This window comes from Variovorax paradoxus (assembly GCF_000834655.1).
Classification (GTDB): domain Bacteria; phylum Pseudomonadota; class Gammaproteobacteria; order Burkholderiales; family Burkholderiaceae_C; genus Variovorax; species Variovorax paradoxus_F.
In genome coordinates this window covers 97,675-114,221 of record NZ_JXQQ01000119.1, presented here as the reverse complement: position 1 = coordinate 114,221, position 16,547 = coordinate 97,675, and the positions used below count along the sequence as shown (strand labels likewise).

Below are 16,547 nucleotides of genomic sequence, written 5' to 3'. Positions count from 1 at the left end.
TTCTTTCTTCAGCGGAAATGGCAGGCGACCAGGTGCGTGCTGGTGCCGCCGTTGGAGGACGAAGGCCGCGCGCTCAGCTCGGGCGTCTTCTCCTTGCACAGGGCTTGCGCCATCGGGCAGCGGGTGTGGAAGCGGCAGCCCGAAGGCGGATTCGCGGGGCTCGGCGGATCGCCTTGCAGCAGCATGCGGCGCGCCGGCGTGCGCGGGTTCGGCACGGGCACGGCCGACAGCAGGATCTCGGTGTACGGATGCAGCGGCGCGGAGAACAGCGTGTCCCGGTCGGCGATTTCCACGATGTGCCCGAGGTACATCACCGCCACCCGGTGGCTGATGTGCCGCACCACCGCGAGGTCGTGCGCGACGAAGAGGTACGCGATGCCGAACTCCGCCTGCAGGTCCATCAGGAGGTTGACCACCTGCGCCTGCACCGACACGTCGAGCGCCGAGACCGGCTCGTCGCAGACGATGAGCTTCGGGTTCAGCGCCAGCGCGCGCGCGATGCCCAGGCGCTGTCGTTGTCCGCCGGAGAACTCGTGCGGAAATTTCTTCGCGGCTTCGGGCCTGAGGCCCACGCGCGAGAACAGCCACTGCACGCGCTCCCGCCGCTCGGCCGCCGCGCCCATGCCGAAGTTGCGCAGCGGCTCGGCCACGATGTCGCCGGCCGCCAGGCGCGGGTTCAGCGAGGCATACGGGTCCTGGAAAATGATCTGCAATTGCCGGCGGCGCAGCCGCATCTCGTTGGGCGAGAGCGTCAGCAGCTCCTCGCCGTCGAGCGCCACGGAGCCCGAGGTCGGCTCGACCAGCCGCATCACCGACTTCGCGGTCGTCGTCTTGCCGCAGCCCGACTCGCCGACCAGCGACAGCGTCTCGCCGCGCGCGACCGAGAACGAGACGCCATCGACCGCCTGGATCGCCGGCTTCGCGGGCCGGAGCCACCGCTTGGGCGAGATGTAGTGCTTGCGCAGGTTGCGCACTTCAAGCAGCGGGGCTGCGGTCGTTGTCATGCGGTCACCTCGGCTGTGGCAGTTGCATCGGCCCATTGTTCTTCGACGGCGAAGCACGCCACCACGTGGTCGCTGCCCTGCTGCGTGAGCTGCGGCGTCTCGGCGCGGCAGCGCTCGCGTGCCTGGCTGCACCGCGCGGCAAAGGCGCAGCCGCGCCCCAGTTCGTGCGCGGCCGGCACCAGGCCGGGGATCTCGGTGAGCCGCGTGCTCGCCGTGTTCATCGCGGGCATCGAGGCCATCAGCGCGCGGGTGTAGGGATGCAGCGGCCGGTCGAACAGGTCGATCACGTCGGCCTCCTCGACCTTCTTGCCGGCATACATCACCACCACGCGGTCGCAGCTCTCGGCCACCACGCCCAGGTCGTGCGTGATCATCACCACGCCCATGCCCAGCTCCTTCTGCAGCCGGCGGATCAGGTCGAGGATCTGCGCCTGGATCGTCACGTCCAGCGCCGTGGTCGGCTCGTCGGCGATCAGCACCTCGGGGTTGCACGCGAGGGCCAGCGCGATCATCACGCGCTGCCGCATGCCGCCCGAGAGTTGGTGCGGGTACTCGTTCACGCGCCGCTCGGGCTCGGGGATCTGCACCACGCGCAGCATCTCGACGGCGCGCTGCAGCGCGTCGGCGCGGCTGGCCTTCTGGTGCAGCTGCACCGTCTCTGCGATCTGCCGGCCCACGGTGAGCACCGGGTTCAGCGAGGTCATCGGCTCCTGGAAGATCATCGAGATGCGGTTGCCGCGGATCTGCCGCATCTCGCGCTCGCTCAACTGCATGAGGTCGGTGCCGCGCAGGCGCACCGCGCCCATGTGGCGGCCGGGCGGCGTTGGCACGAGGCGCAGGATCGAGAGCGCGGTCACGCTCTTGCCGCAGCCCGATTCGCCGACCACGCCGAGCGTGCGGCCCGCGCGCACGGTGTACGACACACCATCGACCGAACGCACCACGCCGTTGAGCGTGTGGAAGTGCGTGCGCAGGTTGTCGACTTCGAGCAGCGGCTCGTCCGCGGCGAGCGCGACGTGGGACATGGGTGTCATGGCGCTTGTCCCCTTTTCAGAGTTGCCGCGCCAGACGCGGATCGAGCGCATCGCGCAGTCCGTCGCCCAGCAGGTTGATCGCCAGCACCGTCGCCGCCAGCAGCAACCCCGGGTACAGGATGATGTGGAACGCCACCGCCACGAAGTTGCGGCCCTCGGCCATCATGTTGCCCCAGCTGGGCGTCTGCGCGGGCACGCCCACGCCGAGGAAGGAGAGGGCGGCTTCGGTCAGCACCGCGGCGGCCGCGACGAAGGTCGATTGCACGATCAGCGGCGCCACCATGTTGGGCAGCACGTGGCGGAACAGGATGACCGGCAGCCGAGTGCCCACCGCATGCGCAGCCTCGACGTACAACTGCTCGCGCAAGGTGAGCGCCAGCGAACGCACCAGCCGCACCACGCGCGGAATCTCGGGCACCGTGATGGCGACGATCACCGTCGTGAGGCTCGCGCGCGTCACGGCCATGAGCGCGATGGCCAGCAGGATGCCCGGTATGGCCATGAGCCCGTCCATCACCCGCATCACCGGCCCGTCGGCCCAGCGCACGAAGCCCGCGAACAAGCCGATCAGCACGCCGAACACCGTCGCCAGCACCGCGACAGCCGCGCCGACGATCATCGACACCTGCCCGCCCCACACGGCACGGCTGAACACGTCGCGGCCCATCGCATCGGTGCCGAACCAGTGCTCGCCCGAAGGCGGCTGCATGCGCGCGAGCGGGTCGATGTCCTGCGGGTCGTGCGTGGCGATCCACGGTGCGGCGATGGAGATCGCGGCCACCGCGATCAGGAGCAGCGCGCCGATGATCAGCGTCGGGTGCTTGCGCACCCAGCGCCAGCGCGGCGGCACGAAGGGGGCTTCGTCGATCGGGGCTGTGGTGGGGGATGGGGTCATGGGGGAGTCGAGCAGAGCCGTTGGGGCTGAGCTTGTCGAAGCCTTGCGCGGCGCTTCGACAAGCTCAGCGTGAACGGATTCGTTCTTCATCAAGGGCGGGGCGATGGACATGGCCGTGGATCAATACTGAATGCGCGGATCGAACAGGCGGTAGCTCAGGTCGATCAGCAGGTTGATCAGCACGTACACACCCGCCGACAGCAGCAGCACGCTCTGGATCACCGGATAGTCGTGACGCTGCACGGAATCGATCACCAGCCGGCCCACGCCCGGAATGGCGAACACAGTCTCGGTGACCACCACGCCGCCGATCAGGAGCGCAATGCCCACGCCGATGGTCGTTGCGATCGGAATGGCCGCATTGCGCAGCGCATGCCCCAGCACCGGCAGCACGCCCAGGCCCTTGGCGCGCGCGGTGCGGATGTAGTCTTCATGCAGCACTTCGAGCACGGTGGCGCGCGTCATGCGCGTGACGAGCGCGATGTACACCAGCGCGAGGTTCACGCACGGCAGCACCAGCGAGCGCAGCCATTCGCCCGGCCCTTCTGCAAATCGCACATAGCCCTGCACCGGAAACCACGGCAACTGGATCGCGAACGCGTAGATCAGCAGGTAACCCACGAGGAACACGGGCACCGAGAACGCGAGCACCGCGAACACCATCACCAGCCGGTCGACCCAGCTGCCCGCGCGGTAGGCCGCGAGCGTGCCCAGCGGCACCGCCACCACCAGCGTGATCAGCATGGTGAGCGCCGCGATCGACACCGTGGGCTCCAGCCGCTGGCCGAGCAGCTGCGACACCGGCACCTGCGTGAAGATCGAGGTGCCCAGGTCGCCGGTGAAGAGCTTGCCCAGCCACACCGCGAACTGCTGCCACAGCGGCAGGTTCAGCCCGAGCGCGGCGCGCAGCTTCTCGATGTCTTCCACGCTCGCGAGGTCGCCCGCGATGAGCGCGGCCGGATCGCCCGGCGACAGGTGGATCAGGAGGAACACCACCACGGCCACCACCGCCATGACGGGAAGCGTCGAGAGAAAGCGTCGAACGATGTAGCCCATGGCAGTGCGCGTGTCGCGAAGCGGTCAGCGGTCCAGCGCCCAGACCATCGGCATGCCGGCCCAGAGCTTGTCCAGCCCCTTGAGGTTGGCGCGCGCGGCGAAGGCGGCCGAGTACTGGCCCGCGTTGATGTACGGCACGGCTTCATAAGCACGGGCCTGGAAGGCGTCGAGCAGCTCCTTGCGCTTGGCGGGCACGGTCTCCTTCAGCCATGCGGTGCGCAGGTCGTCCAACTGCTTGTCGCAAGGCCAGCCCGGCAGGGTGTTGCCGCAGGCTGCGCCCAGGTAGGCGTTACTGATCGGTGAGTTCGCGTCGAATTCCCCAGCCACCGTCACGTACATGTTCCAGCCGCCGGCCTCGGGCGCATCGCGCTTGGCGCGGCGCGCGCCGATGGAGGCCCAGTCCAGGTTCTGCGCATCGACGTTGATGCCGATGCTCTTCATGGTCTGCGCGGCCATCAGCGCCTCGGCATTGAGGTAGGGCACGTCGCTGGGCACCAGCAGCACCACCTTCTCGCCCTTGTAGCCCGCGTCGGCCAGCATCTTCTTGGCCTTGGCCACGTCGGCCTTGCGGTAAGGCTCGGCGCCGGCCGAGGTTTCGTTGGGGCTGCCGCAGATGAAGAACGTGGGGCAGTAGGCCATGCGCATGTCCAGCGGATAGCCCATGGCCGCGACGAAGCGCTCCTGGTTCACCGCCTGCAGGAGGGCCTGGCGCACCTTCGGGTTGTTGAATGGCGGATGCAGCTGATTCATGACCAGGAATCCCTGGTAGGCGCCGCCCGAGCCGATCTTCACGCTCGTGTCGGCGCGCAGCGGCGCGATGTAGTCGGGCTGAAGCTGCTCGACGATGTCGACCTCGCCGCGCTTGAGGGCCGCGATGGCGCTGTTCGAATCGGGCAGGTAGAGCCACTCGACGCGCTCGAAGTTGCTCTTCTTGCTGCCAGCCAAGCCGTTCGGCGGCTCGCTGCGCGCCACATAGTTGGGGTTGCGCACGAACACCGCCTTGTTGCCCGGCACCCATTCGTCGCGCTTGAAGATGAAGGGCCCCGAGCCCAGCACCTCGGTGAGCGGCGCGGTGGCCGGCAGCTTGGCAATGCGCTCGGGCAGCACCACCGGCGGAAAGCCCGAGGGCTTGGCGAGCGCATCGAGCACCATGCCGAAGGGCTCGGTGAGCGTGAGGGTGAACGTGCGCGCATCGACCTGCTTCCACTCCGCGCCGCTTGCAGTCATGGCGCGGCCCAGGCTGTCGCGCGCAGCCCAGCGCTGCAGCGAGGCGACCGCGTCGGCCGAGGTGACGGCGCTGCCGTCCGAGAACTTCAGGCCCGGGCGCAGCGTGAAGCTCCACTGCTTGCCGTCTTTCGATGCGGTGTATTTCTCGACCATCTGCGGCTGCGGCTTGCCCGTCGAGTCCTGCGCGAACAGGGTGTCGTAGACCATGTAGCCGAAGTTGCGCGAGATGTAGGCGGTGGTGAAGGTGGGGTCGAGGATCTTCAGGTCCGCATGCGCCACCACCTTGAGCGTCTTGGGCGCGGGTGTCTGGGCGAGCGCCGGGAGGCACGCGGCGGAAAGCGCCAGGGCGGCAAGAGCTGCAAGCGTTCGTCGTTTCATCGTTGGTACTCCGGTGGGGCGAAAGAAGGAATAAAGAAGGAAGAGGGAGCAGAAAAGGAAATCAGGCGGCAACGCCGATCGGCCACTTGGGAAGGCGCGCCTTCTTGTAGGGCAGGGTGTTGAGGTCGAGCGTCACGGCGCCCGGTGCGCCGGCGTAGATCACGTGCCTGGCCACCTTCGAGTACGACGCATAGAAGTGCTGCGACGACTTGACGACGATGATCTTCTTGGCGGCCAGGTCGCAGCCCAGTTGCGTGAACAGGTCAGTGCCCATCGCCTGGTTGCGCAGCGTGATCAGCACGATTTCGATGCCGTTGGTTTCGATGAGCGCGCAGTCGCCCATCGGGGTGGGCGTGCCCGCAAGACCGGTCATCACCAAGTCGTGCTTGAGCGCCTTCACGGTGCATTCCACATCGAGCGGATCGCCCGAGAGCGGGCTGATCTTGCCGCCGATGCGCATCGCGAGCTTGGCGCCCACGCCGGCATCGAAGGCGATGCGCACGGCAATCGGGTCCCACAGCGGGCCGAGCGCCGCGTTGGCGATGTCGCGCTCGACCATGCGGCGCAGGATGAAGGTGGAGTCGCTCGCCGCGCCGCCGCCGGGGTTGTCGGCGCCATCGGAGATCACCACGGGTCCGCCGTCGAAGGCCAGCGCCTCGTCGAGCGATGCGTCGATGCTCGGGTAGTTCACGGTGAGGCCGTCGCGCATCGCGATCACTTCGTCGGCGAGCTGGCGGGCCAGCGCGTCGGCCTTGGCCTGGTCGCCATCGGTGTAGACCAGCACCTTGGTGCCCATCTCGGGCACGTCGCCCCACGAGAAGCCGTGCGTGAGCGAGACCGAGAGCACGCCGTCCTTGCCCTCGAGCGACTGCATGCGCTTGACGAAGCCGAGCGCAGGTTCGCGCGAGGTGTGCACCGTGACGATCATGTCGCAGTCGACCACCGCGGCCACGGGCTTGACCTTGCCCTCGACCGTCGCGGCGCAGATGTCCACCAGTTCGAGCCCGCGCTCCAGCACGTCGGTGTGCGGGTACTCCTTGAACGAGATCATCACGTCGGCGTTGGCGACCATCTCGGGCGTGAGGTGGTTGTGCGGATCGAGCTCCGCGCCGATCACCACCTTCGGCCCCACGATCTGCCGCACGCGCGCCAGCAGGTCGCCCTCGCAGTCGTCGTAGCCGTCGGCCACCATCGCGCCATGCAGGCCGAGCAGCACCATGTCCACCGGCAGCACCGCGCGCAGGTCGTCGAGCAGCTCGTCGCGCAGCGTTTCATACGCGTGGCGCGTGGTCGTGCCGCTGGGCTGCGCGCCGGCCACCATGCCTTCGAAGAGCTGCCATCCCGTGTCCGCGCCGCGCATGCGTGCCGCCCACAGCGGGCCCGAGAACAGCGTCATCGCATCGGGGTGCTTGCCGGCGGGGAAGTGGCCGCGGTCCTTGAAGGAGGCCAGGCCCGTGGGCATCGGGCCGAAGGTGTTGGTTTCGGTGGCGAGGGAGGCACTGAAGACACGCATGGGGATGGTCTCTCGGGTTGTTGTGGGGAGTGCTCTTGTCAGGCGGCCGCGGTCACGCGCAGCCGTTGCGGCCCGAGCATTTCTGCCGTGAGTCCGAAGCCTGCGATGCGCTCGGGCAGCGGCAGGCCGCGTGCCAGCGCGGCGCAGGCTTCGCCCATCGCCGCCGAGGTCTGGATGCCGTAGCCGCCCTGCGCCGCGACCCAGAAGAAGCCGGGCGCATCGGGCTCGAAGCCGCCGACCAAGTCGCCATCGGCCACGAAGGAGCGCAGGCCCGCCCAGGTGCGCGTGGGGCGGCGGATGGCGAGCGTGGTCGCCTCCTCGATGCGGTGGATGGCGATGGCGATGTCCAGCTCTTCGGGCTGCACGTCCTGCGGATCGACCGGATCGGCATTGGCCGGCGAGCCGAGCAGCATGCCGGCGTCGGGCTTGATGTACCAGCCTTCGTCGGCGCCGAAGACCATCGGCCAGTGCGCGACGCTCTGGCCTTCCGGCGGCGCGAAGATGAAGGCCGAGCGGCGGCGCGGCTCGATGCCCAGGGGCTGCACGCCCGCGAGCTTCGCGATGGCATCGACCCATGCGCCCGCCGCGTTGAGCACCACCGGCGCTTCGTAGACATTGCCGCCGGCCGTCACGCGCCAGCGCTCGCCGATGCGCTCCATGGCCGTCACGCCCGCATCGCACACCAACTGGCCGCCCGCACGGCGCATGCCGCGCAGGTAGCCCTGGTGGATGGCGTGCACGTCCATGTCGGCCGCGTCGGGCTCGTACACCCCGCCGGCCACCTGTTCGGGCCGCAGGGCGGGCACCATCGCGAGCGCTTCTTCGCTGCTCAGGCGCCTGGCGCCCGTGTCCATGGCGCGCAGCACATCCCAGTGGGCATCGAGCTCCCCGAGTTGCGCCGTGCCGCCGACCATCAGCGCGCCGCGCGGCGTGAGCAGCGGGTGCTCCGAAAAGCCTTCGGGCGGGTGTTGAAGAAACGCGCGGCTCGCCATGGTGAGGGCGCGCACCTGCGGCGTGCCGTAGCTTTCCATGAAGAGTGCGGCCGAGCGGCCGGTGGAGTGATAGCCCGGCTGGGCTTCGCGTTCGAGCAGGATCACGCGGGCATGCGGCGCGAGCCAGTGGGCCACCGAAGCCCCGGCAATGCCGCCGCCGATCACGAGGTAGTCGGCCACTGTGGGCGCTTTAGTACTGGATGTCATCGCCGAAAAGTGTAGGAAGAAATTTGCGGATACGCAAATTATTTGAAGCGCACCAAGGGGAAACCATGGTGCACCTCATCGGTGAAATTTGCGTCAATGCAATTTGCGTATACGCAACTTCCGCGCCTGCGTCATCCGGGTTGCCATGGATGGCGTGCTGCCCCGCTGGCAGAATCGCCATGCACCACAAAGAGAAAGCCAAGCGTGAATCCACACACAGGGACCAAGCCCGGGACGAAGCCGAAGGACGAGGCGCCCACGCTGGACCGCACCACTTTCGGTCATCGCCTGCGCACCGCGCGCAAGCGCTTCGGCTGGACGCTGGCGCAGCTGGCCGAGCGTTCGGGCGTGTCGATCACCACCATCTCGCGCGCCGAGCGCGGCCAGCTTGCGCTGGGCTACGAAAACTTCGCCGCGCTGGGCCGTGCGCTCGAGATGGACATGAACGCGATGTTCGCGGGCGCCGGCGTCAAGCCCGCGCAGTTCGACGGGCCCGTGGTCACGCGCTCGGGCAAGGGCGTGGTCTACCGAGGCCTGTCGTTCGCCTACGAGTTCCTCGGCACCACGGCCGCCGGAAAGCAGATGAGCCCCGTCGTCGGCACGGTGCATGCGCGCCGCATCAACGGCCCGGAAGACTTCGCGCGGCATCCGGGCGAAGAGTTCGCCTATGTGCTCTCGGGCGAGATCGAGGTGCATTTCGACACCGGCGAAGTGGTGCACCTGGCGCGCGGCGATTCGCTCTACTACGACAGCAGCATCGGCCATGCGTATGTGAGCGTGAGCCGGCAACTCGCGAAGATCGTCGGGGTGACCTCGGGGGAGAGCGGGCACATGAAGTCGGCGCGCGAGGCGCCTGTGTTCAAGCCGGCGCGCAAGGCGGCGGCGAAGAAAACGGGGCACAGCAAGGGCTGAAGGCGCGCTGCCGAGCCATTCCTCAGCGCAGGTCTGCGCGCAGCTCGCGAACGCCGCGCCCCAGGCGGTCGCGCAACAGGGTTCCCAATGTGGACCCGTCGACGTAGCCGACCTCGGCGGCGATCGCATCGAGGTCCATGTCGCTGCCGTGGACAAGCGATCTCGCGCGTTCGACGCGCAAATCCTGGAAGTAGGCGAGCGGCGATTTGCCCAGCACCGCCTGGCAACGGCGTTGCAACGTGCGCGGGCTCGTCGCCAGCGCGCTCGCCGCTTCATCGAGCGAGAAGCCTTCCTTCAGGTGGTCTCGCGCCCATCGCTCGAAGCGTTGGATGGCGGGGTCCGCCTGTGCGAGGTGGCTCGGAACGATGTACGGCGCCTGCGAAGACCGCAGGTCCGCCAGCAAGTAGCGCGAAACCATGGCCGCCAGCTCCGGGCTCGCCTTGTGGATCAGCCAGAGCGCCAGATCGAGGTGCCCCATGGCCGCGCCCGCCGTGACGATCCGGCCCGAGGGCACGAGCATGCGCGACTCGTCGAGCGCCACCTTCGGATAGCGCTGGCGGAACAGCGGGCCGAGCCACCACGTGGTGGTCGCTTCCCCGCCATCGAGCAGCCCGGTCTCGGCCAGCAGGAAGGTGCCGATGCACGACGCGGCGATGTGCGCGCCTTGCGCATGCCAGATGCGAAGCTGCTGCTTGGCCTCGTTCACGTCGCGCCGGCCGAGCGCCGGGACGAGCAGCTCCGGCGTGGAGGTGTTCAGCGCCGGAACAACGACCCAGTCGGGCTTCACGTTCGATGCGATCGCCTGCACGGGAATTGCCAGCCCTTGCCCGGAGCGGACCTTCTTTCGCATGCCCACGATCGACACGTCGAAAGTGAGCGCGCCGCCCGTCTGCATGGCCGCGAATCTGTTGGCGAGCTTGAGCGCATCGAGCATTACGGTGAGGCCCGTGTCGAACACGCTGTCGAGGGCAAGGACAAGGATTTTCATGGCACTGCGCTGGGAGCAAACGACCACCGACTATGCCAGTTCGGGATTGAAATCGGGTACGAATTCCCCGTTTTCCGGTTTGGCGGGAATGACGGCAAAGTTGTCGTTTGCGACCGTTCCTGTTTTCGGACGGCGCGCCTAATCTCGGGGCCTCTCAACAACGCAACGACATTGCACAAGGGGTTCAGTCATGAAAGTTCTCGCCATCGGTTCCATCGTCAAGCAGCTCTCGCCGGAAGAGCGCCAGCAGGTCATGTCCAGGGAAGTTCCCGACACGCTTCAGCTCTATCTGGACGGCAGGATCGAACAGTTCTGGTACCGCAAGGACAAGCCCGGCGTGATCTTTCTGATGAACGTCGATTCCGTGGAGCAAGCCCAGGCAACTGTGGATGCGCTGCCGCTCACCAGCGGCGGCTTCGCGCAGTACGAGCTGATGTCTGTCGGCCCGCTTGCGCCGCTGGGGCTCCTTCTTCAGGGAAAGTAGCCGGACGAGCAAGCATGAGAGGCCGCCCATGATGAAGCTCACGCCCGACCTGCACGTCCTGCGTATCGTCGCCACGGCGTTGCCCGATCGAGGAGGCCTGAAATGAAAGCTGCGCTCGCCGCACTCCTTCATGTGCTCGCTCTCTTTTTCGGCCTGGGCTTCGTGGCCGACGGGCATGCGCAGCCCGCCTATCCACCGGTGCCCACCACACGCATCCTCGCGATCGGGACCGTGCAGGCCGGTTCAGACCCGACGGTGCTTCGCGCGATCCTTCCGTCCGAGGTTCGCGAGACGGTCGCGCTTTACCTGGACGGCAGGATCGATCAGTGGTTCTCGCTGCAAGACCGCACCGGCGTCGCGTTCATCCTGAACATGACGTCCATTGACGCCGCGCGCGAGATGCTCGAGAACCTGCCGCTCGGCCGGGCCCGTCTCATGCGCTTCGAGTTGATTCCGCTCGGGCCTCTGAATCCGCTTCGTCAGTTGCAGGGCATGCAGCAGGGGCAGTGAACCTGCTCGCCATTGGCAGGCGGAATCGAGCGGGCACATCGATGCCGAGGTCTTCGAAGCACGCGCTGCTGAAAGCCAAGCAACGACAACCGCCCATGCATCGTTGCCTGCAAAGGTGAAGCCACACGGACAGACGCCCGGCATTGCAAAAGGGTATTGACCGCCTCGAATCGACGAAGTTATAGTCGCCGCCGCAGCGCCCCCGCGGCTCTGTCGTAGGCGTTACCGTCATCCAACGCGTCCTTTGTCGAGAGGATCCCAGCAGGGAATATCTCGATCCATAAAGACGCGTATTGGCATGACATCACTCTTCTCATCTGCTTCCGTTCGCCCGCTCGAAACCGCATCCGTTTTCACGGGGCTCGCCCCGGTGGTGCTGGCGGTCTTCCTCGGATTCCTTGCAATCAGCGCGCCCCTGGCGGCGCTCGCCCTCGAGGTGCGCGACCACCTGGGGTTCGGCGCGGCCGCCGTGGGCTGGACCATCGGCCTGCAGTCGCTGGCCACCTTGCTCACCCGCCATCGGGCGGGCACGCTCTGCGACCAGCGCGGGCCCCGCGCCGCCGTGCTGCTCGGGCTTCCGCTCACCGCCTGCTCGGGGCTGGCCTATGGCCTGTCGAGCGTGCTGCCCATTGATCCCGCCGCAAAGCTCGCCGTGCTGGTGCTCGGCCGGCTGGTGGCGGGCCTTGGCGAGAGCCTGTTCCTCACCGGCCTCATGAGCTGGGGCATCGCCCGCGTGGGCCCCGCGCGCACCGGCAAGGTCATGTCGTGGACGGGCATTGCGATCTACGCGGCGCTCGGGCTCGGTGCATCGCTCGGGCTGGCCGTGCAGGCGGCGCATGGCTTCGTCGGCGTCGGCGCGGTGACGGTGCTCACGCCGATGCTCGCCTGGGCCATCGCGCTGCGCCTGCCGGGCGTTCCCGGTGCCAATGGGCAGCGCGTGGCGTTCCACCGCGTGCTCGGGCTGATCTGGCGGCCAGGCCTCGTGCTCGCGCTGGCGACCGTGCCCTATGCTGCGATGGCCGCATTCCTCACGCTCGACTACGCCGCGCACGGCTGGCCGCATGCCGGCACGGCGCTGATCGGCTTCGGCACCGCCTACGTGCTCGTGCGCCTGGTCGGCTCGGGCCTGCCGGACCGCTTCGGCGCCACGCGCGTTGCCATCGGCTCATTGGTCTTCGAGGCCATCGGGCAACTGCTCATCTGGTGCGCTCCCGCGCCGGGCATGGCCATGCTGGGCGCGACGCTCACCGGCCTGGGCTTCTCGCTGGTGTTCCCTGCGATGGGCGTGCTCGCGACCCGCTCCGTTCCGCCGGAGCAGCGCGGCCGCGCGGTGGGCAACTTCATCGCCTTCGCCGATATCGCGATGGGCGTGACCGGGCCTGTGGTCGGCTTCGCGATCCAGTGGTTCGGCATCACTGCGGCCTTTCTGGTGGGGGCCGGTGCGACCTGCGCGGCCCTGTGCCTGCTGCCTTCCTTGCGGCTCGGTCGCAGCGAATAGCGGCACGGCCTGTCTGCGTCGGAGGAGCGCATCCGCGCTTCTTCCACTGCCCGGCGCCTCGTGGCCGTAGAGGCTAATCGGGCGCCGATTGCGGCAGCACCAGCGTGAAGACGGTGGTGCCGCTCGAAGAAGTCACCGTGATCTCGCCGGCGTGCGCCCTGGCGATCTCCTTCACGATGAACAGCCCGAGGCCGAGGTTGGCCGTCTCTGCAAGTTCGTCCGACGGGCGTCCTCTTCGCAACGGCTCGAACAGCGCCTGCATGTTCTCCGTGGGGATGGACTCCCCGGCGTTCGACACCGACAGCCGCACCTGGCGATCGTCGCCGACGAGCGCCACGTCGATCGCCGTTTGCTTCGTCCCGTAGCGCGCGGCGTTGCTGACCAGGTTGCCCAGCGCCTCGCGCACGCGAGACCCGTCGAAGCTGCCGGTGGTTTCTCCCTCCGAGCGGAAACCGATCTCGGCGTCGGGCAGGGCGGTGCGAAGCAGCTCGACCTCTTCGATGCAGACGCTCGTAAGGTCGATCGTGGTGCGGTGGATGCCCAGGCCCAGGCCGAGCGAAGCGCGGCTGAAGTCGAGCAGATCGTCCAGCAGCGTCTTCATTCGCTTTCCGCTCTGGATCAGGCGCACGGTGTGCCGCTCCAGTGGCGCTTCGGTCGTCATCTTCGAGAGCAGTTCGGCGGTGAGAAGGATGGAGTTGAGCGGGCCGCGCAGGTCGTGTCCGAGCACGCCAAGGAAGACGTGACGCCACCGGTCCATCTCGGCAGTGAAGTAGGCCACCGACTCCGCGACGGCCTGGTCGATGGCCTCGTTGAAGCGGATCAGGTCTTCCTGCGTGTCCGCATCGCCCGCCTTGCCGCCCTCGAACCACAGGCTGAGGACGGACGCCCGCAGCGCCCGGTATTCGGCCACGAGCTGCGAAATGTCGAACCCTGCCTTGGCCCTCAGCAGCGCGTGGATCTGCGCGGCAGTTTCCGGCGCGCCGTGGATGCGCGGCTGCTGGCCGAGCGATTTCGCCAGTCGCTCACTGCGTGTCTGTGCGGAGCGCAGGTCCTTCGCCACCGCCGTGAGGATCATGGGCATGTGATCGCGCAGCGCGACCGCATCCAGGTGCGATGCAGCGGGCAGCATGGTCGCGGCAAATGCCTCGGCGGCCGAAAGAATGGGTTCGACGTTCGCGTCGATGAAGTCCGCCAGGCGCATGGAAATGGTCCTTGCATGTCCGGGGTGGACCGCAACCCATCGTACGCCAGGGCCATCGCGACGCCCTTTAACTGGTCCGAGATCGGCGAAATTCAGGGGGCTCGATGTCGGGGCGGGCAAGCGTCATGCGGAGATGACGGCTGTCACTGCAGGACGGCATCTCGCCGCTCTTCGGCAGAAGCTGCAAGCGCCCGTTCCAGAACATCGAACACGTCGCGCCCGCTGCTCGTCACGAAGTAGTTGCCCAGGCTCGTGATGTGCGATGCGATGTTGTTGCCCCACGGAGGCCTGACCTCGCGGTTCTCGATGTCCCACACCACGGCCGAAGGAGGCAGTTTGCTCAGCGTGGCTTTGGCCAGCCGCAGTTCGCCCAGCGCGAGCAGGGCGTTTCCATGAGGCAGGCGTCCCTGGTAGAGCTCGTTCATCAGGTGCGGGAATTGGCTGCCCCAACCGTCGGGCTCGCAGTGCGCGCTGATGGTCGAGAAGAACGAGTGAACGAACGACGGCGCACCGAGTTCGTTCGTGATCGAACCTACCGTCAATCCCACTGCCATCGGCGCTCCTGGTGAATGGGCGCCGCCCGGTGCGTCGCCTTGCATGACTGCTGTTGCAGCGGATTCTGCCTTGGAGCCGGATGGCCAATAGACAGCCGAACTACGGCGTCAATGCATCGCACTGCGCTTCTATCTGCGCGTGCAGCAGGCCCAGCGATACCGCAAGAAGCCGCTGCAATGCCTCGCGCTGGCAGGCGTCCAGGAGCGGGGGCGGGCCCGCGTCGCTGGAAGTGGCATCGCGCCGGTCTTCATCCCAACTGAGCAACTGGGCCAGCGTCTGCGTGCCTTGCACCACGTCGCGTGCGTCGTTCAGGAACGAGGCGTGGCGTTGCCGCGAAACGTCGAGTCCTTCGCGCTGAACCCATTCGAAGGGCTTGAACTGGACCGTGGGAAGAGAAGAAGACGCGCAAGAGCAACGGGTGTCGGTGCTCGCATTTGAAGATTTGGCCATGGGCCTCCAAGGGTGTCGATTTGCGATGACTGACGCCCACGCTGCTAAACGAAGGCGGCGGCCCGAACGGGTTAGCAGACCGGGACACCCTTGCGGACACCGGCAGGGCTCGCGCCCTCCCATTCGAGCCGCCTAAAAAGGAGCACGAACGAAAAAGCCGCAGACCCTGTGCGGTGTAACTGCGGCTTTCGTCGCAGGGTGTCGGCGGGCTGCTAAACCCGGCCTCGCTCTTCACGAGGCGAGGGCAATGTACGCGTTCCGGACAACGCCCGTCAAGTCATCGCGCTGTCGCCGATTTGCGCTGCGCAATTCCATCCCCTCGCTATGCTGTCGCCCGCCATTCACTTCGAGAAAAGAGAACCATCATGACCAAGCGCTCCTCGTCCTTCTTCGCCCTGCGCTCTGTCGCACTGGCCTGCGGCCTCGCACTTGGCGCCGCCGCCGCGCAGGCCGCGCCCGACGCGAAGCTGCTCGCTGCCGCAGAGAAGGCGCAGCCCGCCGTGATCGACAACCTGAAGGAGATGGTGCAGATCGAATCGGGCAGCCTCAACGTCGAGGGCCTCCTCAAGATGGCCGATGTGATCGAGCGTCGCCTGAAGGCCGCGGGCTTCAAGACGGAGCGCCGCAAGGCCACGGCCGGCGCGGGCGCCGACATCGTGATCGGCACGCTCAAGGGCACGGGCAAGCGCAAGATCATGCTGCAGGGCCACATGGACACGGTGTATGCGGCCGGCATCCTCGGCAGCCAGCCCTACAAGGTGGACGGCAACCGCATCTACGGCCCCGGCATCGCCGACGACAAGGGCGGCATCGCGGTGATGCTGGCGTCGCTCAAGATCCTGGCCGATGCGGGCTGGCGCGACTACGACACGCTCACCGTGCTCGTGAACCCCGACGAAGAAGTGGGCTCGGTGGGCTCGGGCGAACTCATCGCCACCACCGCCGACCTGCACGACACGGTGCTGTCGTTCGAACCGACGGCGGCCAAGTCGGTGGCCAAGGGCGAGTCGCTGCTGCTGGGTGCGGCAGGCATCGCGCAGGCCACGATGGAGGTAAAGGGCCGCGCGGCCCACGCGGGTGCCGCACCCGAGCTGGGCCGCAACGCGCTGTACGAGTTGTCGTACCAGATGCTGCAGACCAAGGACCTCGCCAAGGACATCCCGGGCGTAACGCTCAACTGGACCGTGGCGCGGGCCACCGGCCCGATTAACCAGATCACCGAGAAGGCGCAGGCGCTGGGCGACATTCGCATCACGCAGCCGGGCGCCGAGAAGAAGCTCAACGAAGTGCTGCAGGCGAAGATCGCGAGCGGCAAGCTGATTCCCGACACGGAGACGACGGTGAAGGTCGAGGTTGGCCGCCCGGCGTTCGTGGCGGGCGCGAAGGGCCGTGCATTGGCCGAGCAGGCGCAAGCGATCTACAAGGAAATCGACCGCGAGCTCGCGCTCACGCCGATGACCGGCGGCGGCACCGACGCGGGCTTTGCGGGCCGCTCGGGCAAGGCAACAGTGGTCGAGAGCTTCGGCCTCGCGGGCTTCGGCTACCACGCACGCGACGAGTACATAGAGGTCGACTCGATCGTGCCGCGCATCTACCTCGTCACGCGCCTGCTGACCGAGATCGGCAAGCAGTAAACGGCGCCA

General features: G+C 67.5%; 16 protein-coding genes. 5 read left to right on the top strand and 11 right to left on the bottom strand.

Annotation, left to right across the window (positions count from 1 at the left end):
* Window positions 1–8: 8 nt before the first annotated feature.
* From RT97_RS29725 to RT97_RS29695, 7 genes are all read right to left on the bottom strand, one after another.
* Window positions 9–1,004 (bottom strand): ABC transporter ATP-binding protein, encoded by a 996-nt coding sequence (locus RT97_RS29725; protein ID WP_042582458.1) that lies wholly within the window; start codon window positions 1,002–1,004, stop codon window positions 9–11.
* Window positions 1,001–2,038, bottom strand: coding sequence for an ABC transporter ATP-binding protein (locus RT97_RS29720; RefSeq protein ID WP_042582569.1), 1,038 nt, complete (start codon window positions 2,036–2,038; stop codon window positions 1,001–1,003). The genes RT97_RS29725 and RT97_RS29720 overlap by 4 nt, the downstream gene beginning before the upstream one ends.
* Window positions 2,039–2,054: 16 nt before the next feature.
* Entirely contained in the window at window positions 2,055–2,933 is an 879-nt protein-coding gene (locus tag RT97_RS29715; protein WP_042582457.1) for an ABC transporter permease, read from the bottom strand.
* A gap of 120 nt (window positions 2,934–3,053) precedes the next feature.
* Window positions 3,054–3,989: an ABC transporter permease gene (locus RT97_RS29710; protein ID WP_013540151.1), complete on the bottom strand. Its 936-nt coding sequence runs from the start codon at window positions 3,987–3,989 to the stop codon at window positions 3,054–3,056.
* Window positions 3,990–4,013: 24 nt separating this feature from the next.
* Complete coding sequence (locus RT97_RS29705) at window positions 4,014–5,594, bottom strand: ABC transporter substrate-binding protein (RefSeq protein WP_042582456.1); 1,581 nt, start codon at window positions 5,592–5,594, stop codon at window positions 4,014–4,016.
* Window positions 5,595–5,655: 61 nt separating this feature from the next.
* Window positions 5,656–7,107 (bottom strand): M81 family metallopeptidase, encoded by a 1,452-nt coding sequence (locus RT97_RS29700; protein ID WP_042582455.1) that lies wholly within the window; start codon window positions 7,105–7,107, stop codon window positions 5,656–5,658.
* Window positions 7,108–7,145: 38 nt separating this feature from the next.
* Window positions 7,146–8,306: an NAD(P)/FAD-dependent oxidoreductase gene (locus RT97_RS29695; RefSeq protein ID WP_042582454.1), complete on the bottom strand. Its 1,161-nt coding sequence runs from the start codon at window positions 8,304–8,306 to the stop codon at window positions 7,146–7,148.
* Window positions 8,307–8,510: 204 nt separating this feature from the next.
* On the opposite strand from RT97_RS29695, the gene RT97_RS29690 reads away from it, so the two are divergent.
* Complete coding sequence (locus tag RT97_RS29690; RefSeq protein ID WP_042582453.1) at window positions 8,511–9,218, top strand: helix-turn-helix domain-containing protein; 708 nt, start codon at window positions 8,511–8,513, stop codon at window positions 9,216–9,218.
* Between the two features lie 22 nt (window positions 9,219–9,240).
* Here the strand turns inward: RT97_RS29690 and RT97_RS29685 are convergent, their stop codons facing one another.
* A complete protein-coding gene (locus tag RT97_RS29685; protein ID WP_042582452.1) occupies window positions 9,241–10,206 on the bottom strand; it encodes a GlxA family transcriptional regulator in 966 nt (321 codons plus the stop codon).
* Between the two features lie 190 nt (window positions 10,207–10,396).
* Here RT97_RS29685 and RT97_RS29680 point away from each other — a divergent pair, with 190 nt between their 5' ends.
* The 3 genes from RT97_RS29680 to RT97_RS29670 all read left to right on the top strand — a co-directional run bounded on the left by RT97_RS29680 (window position 10,397) and on the right by RT97_RS29670 (window position 12,698).
* Complete coding sequence (locus tag RT97_RS29680; RefSeq protein WP_042582451.1) at window positions 10,397–10,690, top strand: hypothetical protein; 294 nt, start codon at window positions 10,397–10,399, stop codon at window positions 10,688–10,690.
* A 102-nt stretch (window positions 10,691–10,792) separates the two neighbouring features.
* Window positions 10,793–11,200 (top strand): hypothetical protein, encoded by a 408-nt coding sequence (locus RT97_RS29675; protein ID WP_080898479.1) that lies wholly within the window; start codon window positions 10,793–10,795, stop codon window positions 11,198–11,200.
* A 298-nt stretch (window positions 11,201–11,498) separates the two neighbouring features.
* Window positions 11,499–12,698 (top strand): MFS transporter, encoded by a 1,200-nt coding sequence (locus RT97_RS29670; RefSeq protein ID WP_042582450.1) that lies wholly within the window; start codon window positions 11,499–11,501, stop codon window positions 12,696–12,698.
* Between the two features lie 73 nt (window positions 12,699–12,771).
* Here RT97_RS29670 and RT97_RS29665 read toward each other — a convergent pair whose 3' ends face one another.
* The 3 genes from RT97_RS29665 to RT97_RS29655 form a co-directional block, all read right to left on the bottom strand.
* Window positions 12,772–13,899 (bottom strand): sensor histidine kinase, encoded by a 1,128-nt coding sequence (locus RT97_RS29665; RefSeq protein ID WP_042582449.1) that lies wholly within the window; start codon window positions 13,897–13,899, stop codon window positions 12,772–12,774.
* A 143-nt stretch (window positions 13,900–14,042) separates the two neighbouring features.
* A complete protein-coding gene (locus RT97_RS29660; RefSeq protein WP_042582448.1) occupies window positions 14,043–14,453 on the bottom strand; it encodes an immunity 70 family protein in 411 nt (136 codons plus the stop codon).
* Window positions 14,454–14,553: 100 nt separating this feature from the next.
* Window positions 14,554–14,904, bottom strand: coding sequence for a hypothetical protein (locus RT97_RS29655; protein WP_042582447.1), 351 nt, complete (start codon window positions 14,902–14,904; stop codon window positions 14,554–14,556).
* Window positions 14,905–15,269: 365 nt separating this feature from the next.
* Between RT97_RS29655 and RT97_RS29650 the strand changes: the two genes are divergently transcribed.
* Window positions 15,270–16,538, top strand: coding sequence for a glutamate carboxypeptidase (locus RT97_RS29650; RefSeq protein ID WP_042582446.1), 1,269 nt, complete (start codon window positions 15,270–15,272; stop codon window positions 16,536–16,538).
* The last annotated feature ends 9 nt before the right edge of the window (window positions 16,539–16,547 follow it).

Bases quoted from the DNA above. Each gene is read 5' to 3' on its own strand.
- RT97_RS29710 (WP_013540151.1), bottom strand. From the start codon at position 3,989: ATGGGCTACATCGTTCGACGCTTTCTCTCGACGCTTCCCGTCATGGCG.
- RT97_RS29675 (WP_080898479.1), top strand. From the start codon at position 10,793: ATGAAAGCTGCGCTCGCCGCACTCCTTCATGTGCTCGCTCTCTTTTTC.
- RT97_RS29725 (WP_042582458.1), bottom strand. From the start codon at position 1,004: ATGACAACGACCGCAGCCCCGCTGCTTGAAGTGCGCAACCTGCGCAAG.
- RT97_RS29715 (WP_042582457.1), bottom strand. From the start codon at position 2,933: ATGACCCCATCCCCCACCACAGCCCCGATCGACGAAGCCCCCTTCGTG.
- RT97_RS29655 (WP_042582447.1), bottom strand. From the start codon at position 14,904: ATGGCCAAATCTTCAAATGCGAGCACCGACACCCGTTGCTCTTGCGCG.
- RT97_RS29650 (WP_042582446.1), top strand. From the start codon at position 15,270: ATGACCAAGCGCTCCTCGTCCTTCTTCGCCCTGCGCTCTGTCGCACTG.
- RT97_RS29680 (WP_042582451.1), top strand. From the start codon at position 10,397: ATGAAAGTTCTCGCCATCGGTTCCATCGTCAAGCAGCTCTCGCCGGAA.
- RT97_RS29700 (WP_042582455.1), bottom strand. From the start codon at position 7,107: ATGCGTGTCTTCAGTGCCTCCCTCGCCACCGAAACCAACACCTTCGGC.
- RT97_RS29660 (WP_042582448.1), bottom strand. From the start codon at position 14,453: ATGGCAGTGGGATTGACGGTAGGTTCGATCACGAACGAACTCGGTGCG.
- RT97_RS29670 (WP_042582450.1), top strand. From the start codon at position 11,499: ATGACATCACTCTTCTCATCTGCTTCCGTTCGCCCGCTCGAAACCGCA.
- RT97_RS29665 (WP_042582449.1), bottom strand. From the start codon at position 13,899: ATGCGCCTGGCGGACTTCATCGACGCGAACGTCGAACCCATTCTTTCG.
- RT97_RS29685 (WP_042582452.1), bottom strand. From the start codon at position 10,206: ATGAAAATCCTTGTCCTTGCCCTCGACAGCGTGTTCGACACGGGCCTC.
- RT97_RS29720 (WP_042582569.1), bottom strand. From the start codon at position 2,038: ATGACACCCATGTCCCACGTCGCGCTCGCCGCGGACGAGCCGCTGCTC.
- RT97_RS29705 (WP_042582456.1), bottom strand. From the start codon at position 5,594: ATGAAACGACGAACGCTTGCAGCTCTTGCCGCCCTGGCGCTTTCCGCC.
- RT97_RS29695 (WP_042582454.1), bottom strand. From the start codon at position 8,306: ATGACATCCAGTACTAAAGCGCCCACAGTGGCCGACTACCTCGTGATC.